This is a genomic window from Streptomyces sp. SID9727 (genome assembly GCF_010550605.1).
GTDB lineage: Bacteria > Actinomycetota > Actinomycetes > Streptomycetales > Streptomycetaceae > Streptomyces.
Window position 1 is genome coordinate 1 of sequence record NZ_JAAGNI010000397.1, and the last position, 3,216, is coordinate 3,216.

Genomic DNA, 3,216 nt, shown 5'->3' on the forward strand with positions numbered 1-3,216 from the left:
CGGGCCAGAGGCGGGGCTCGGCGCAGGCGGCCCAGAGCGGGCGCAGCGGGTCGGGGGCGGCGTCCGGGGCCGGCCGGGGAAGGCAGCGTTCGAGGCAGGCGACCGCTCCGGCGGCGAGCCCGCGTTCGTCGGCGGCGGCGATCAGGTCGAGCAGGCTCATCGGCGTCTCCTGTCAGCCCTCCCGTACGCGTCCCATGCCGGGACACAGGGGGGCGCAGCGCTTCCTGTTATCGCATTCAGCGCCGATTGGCCGAAAAGCGTCACTGCCGATGGCTGATTACCGCCGCCCCGCCCCACGGCTCGCCCCGCACCCGTCCCGCCCGCGCGCCCGGAGCCGCCTCAGTGCGTCTGGATCGGACGCGGTGCTGCGGGGACCGGGCCGAGCTCCACGCGCCGGGACTGCATCGCCGTCACCCTGCGGACCACCAGGATGGCCAGGACCGCCGCGCCGAGGTCCAGCGCGTCGGTGACCGCGAGCAGGTCGAGCCCGTGCACCATCTCGTCCCCGGTCTCCGCGTCGGCGTAGAAGCGGCCTGCGCCCCGGCTCACGAGCTGGTCCACGACCAGCGCCGCCCACCACGCGTTCAGCAGGCCGCGCGGCGCGGAGGTCCGGTGTCCGCGGCCGTCGAGCGGGGCACTGGCGGACCACACCCCGCTCACCACCCGGTGCGGCAGCCACAGGTTGCCGATGGGTACGAACCAGCCGCCGATCGCCCAGCCGGGCCGCAGCGAGTGCGCGGACGGGTCGAACACCTCCGCGTTGCGCCGGACCCGGCGCAGCCACACGAGGAAGACGACGGCCGTCGCCATGAAGGTGAGCATCTGGAGGGCGCCCGCGGACCCGGTCAGGTGGTCGGCGAGGGTCAGCTCGTGGTCGTCCACCACCAGGAAACCGCCGTCCAGCCCGTCCGCGAGCAGCATGCGCGTGTGGATGCCGGCGGCGATCGCCAGCACGTCCGCGACGGCCACCGCGCCGAGCAGCACGCACACCGCCCTGGCCAGGCCGACCGGCGAGCGCAGCTGGTCCGGCCCGAGCGGTTCCGGCGCCCAGCCGGGGCTGCCGGCCCAGGCCCGGCCCCGGTCGGCGCCGGCCGTGACGGCGCACACGGAGCACCGCACGTCGGCGGTGCCGGCCGGTCTCGTGCCGCAGAGTGAACAGAGCATGGAAACGGAACCCCCCGGGATTCGGACGTCGACGCGAGAAGCGCGCGCGTCCCTCCCCGGACGCGCGGCCACCGGACCGTACGCTCCGGTGGCCGCGTTGTCCATGGTCAGAGACCCGTACCGGCGCCTCAGCCCGCGTCGATCTCCTTCGCCAGCGACTGGAACTCCGCATAGCTCGGCTTCGGCTTGCCAGGGACCCACAGCTTCTGGGCCGTCGCCCGCAGCGGCATCCGGATGCCGGCCGCGACCTGCTCGGCGGTCTGGGCGTTCGGGAAGTCGCCCCAGACGGCGAACCGGCCGCCGAGGATCTGGTCCGAGTAGCGGGCCGGGACCGGGGTGGTGCCGCGCAGCACGAGCGGGGTCCACTGCTCGTAGATCCGCTTGCCGGTCGGGTAGACGAAGGCGTTGGGCTGGCCGAGCACGTAGTACATGAACTCGTCGTTGAGGTTGAGGACCTTGCGGCCTTCGCGCAGGTACTCCTCCGGCGACCGGGCCCCGTACTCCTTGCCCGTCCAGTACTCGACCTCGATGTCCTTGTCGGCGCGCACCTCGCTGTCGCGGAACTGGCCGTCGTTCCACGCCTTCGGCTGCATGCCGTGCTTGCGGACCACCTTCGCCCGGTCGTTGAGCCAGCCGGTGGCGAGGTCCGCGATGCCGGCCCCGGAGCCGTACTTCGCGACGGCGGCGCGCTGGAGCTGGGGGTAGGAGGCGGCCGGGTCGCTCGCCATCAGCGCCCGGTACTCGTCGCCGCCCAGATGCCAGTACGCGCCGCCGAACAGCTCCGCGTACTCGCCCAGCAGCTCGTCGATCAGCTTGGCGGCGCCCGGCTTCGAGATGTCCAGCGAGCCGGTCGAGGCGACGCCGGAGACGTTGTGCAGCTGGAGGTCGGGGTGGGCGCGCAGCACCGCGCCGAGGTGGCCGGGCGAGTCGATCTCCGGGACGACCTGGATGTGCAGCCGGCCGGCCAGGGCGACGATGTGCCGGACCTGCTTCTTGGTCAGGTGGTCCGGGGAGACCACCTCGGGGTGCGAGTCGGACTCGATGCGGAACGCCTGGTCGTCGGAGAAGTGCAGGCCGAGCTGGTTGAGCTTGAGGTCGGCCATCTCCCGCATCCGGGCCTCGATCCAGGACGCGGTGTAGTGCTTGCGGGCGATGTCGAGGTTGAGGCCGCGCTGCGGCTTGTCCGGCCGGTCGCGCACCACACCCTCGGGCATGGTGCCGTCGGCGCGCACGGACTGCTTGAGGGTCCGGGTGCCGTAGAAGACGCCCGCCTGGCCGGGTCCGCTGATCCTCACCCGCCCGTCGGCGGTGCGCAGGGTGTACGACTCCGGCCCGCCGGACGCCTTCGGGGTGAGGGCGAGCTCGACGTCACCGGCGCGGGCCGGCACCTCGCCCCGGTAGTGGATCTTCAGCTCGCCGGCCAGGAGCTTCCCCTCGTCGGCCAGCTTGCCGCTGCCGTCCGCGATGACGACCCCGCTGTCCTTGCCGGGCTTCCAGCCGGGGCCGTGTGCGGGGGTGTGCTCCCGTACGGCGGGGATCGCGCGGGGCGTCTTCGAGAGCGGGTAGCTCCGGGTCGGTGACGGGGAGGGGGAGGGGGACGTCGCCGCGCGGGACGTCTCGGGGCCGTTGCCGTGCTCGGATCCGGAGCCGTCGCAGCCGGACAGGGCGACGCCCGCCGCGGCCGCCGCCGTCACGGCCAGAAGGGTGCCGCGTGAGGGTGCCATCAGCCAGAAACCTCCGGTTCGGGGGGGGAAGGGAGCAGAAGGGGATCAGAAAGGAAGCGGAACTGTCAGAAATCAGTGCGGATGTTGGGAGGTAACCGGGCATTCTCCTCACACATTCGCTCGTCAGGCATTGCGAAACTCTCCCGTCCGGGTGAAATTCGCGCATCCTTCGCCCACCCTTATCCCCCCGTCGCTAGCGTTGAGCCCCCTTCGTATCCGAGTCCCCCTTCGTCTCTTCTTTCGGGAGCTCACGCTGTCCAGGTCCAGCGAGTCCCACGCCGGCCTCCCCGAGCAGCCGCCCCGGCCCGCCCGGCGCACCGCCCTGCCC

At 72.8% G+C, this 3,216-nt stretch carries 2 protein-coding genes; both read right to left on the reverse strand.

Going from position 1 to position 3,216, the window contains the following annotated elements; translation table 11 throughout:
* Window positions 1-339: 339 nt before the first annotated feature.
* Window positions 340-1,164, reverse strand: coding sequence for a DUF4328 domain-containing protein (locus G3I41_RS27995; RefSeq protein ID WP_164403163.1), 825 nt, complete (start codon window positions 1,162-1,164; stop codon window positions 340-342).
* A 128-nt stretch (window positions 1,165-1,292) separates the two neighbouring features.
* On the reverse strand, window positions 1,293-2,888 hold the full coding sequence (locus tag G3I41_RS28000; protein WP_164403164.1) for a glycoside hydrolase family 20 protein: 1,596 nt from the start codon (window positions 2,886-2,888) through the stop codon (window positions 1,293-1,295).
* Window positions 2,889-3,216: the final 328 nt, after the last annotated feature.

Coding starts and splice junctions, on each gene's coding strand:
- G3I41_RS27995 (WP_164403163.1), bottom strand. CDS start 1,164: ATGCTCTGTTCACTCTGCGGCACGAGACCGGCCGGCACCGCCGACGTG.
- G3I41_RS28000 (WP_164403164.1), bottom strand. CDS start 2,888: ATGGCACCCTCACGCGGCACCCTTCTGGCCGTGACGGCGGCGGCCGCG.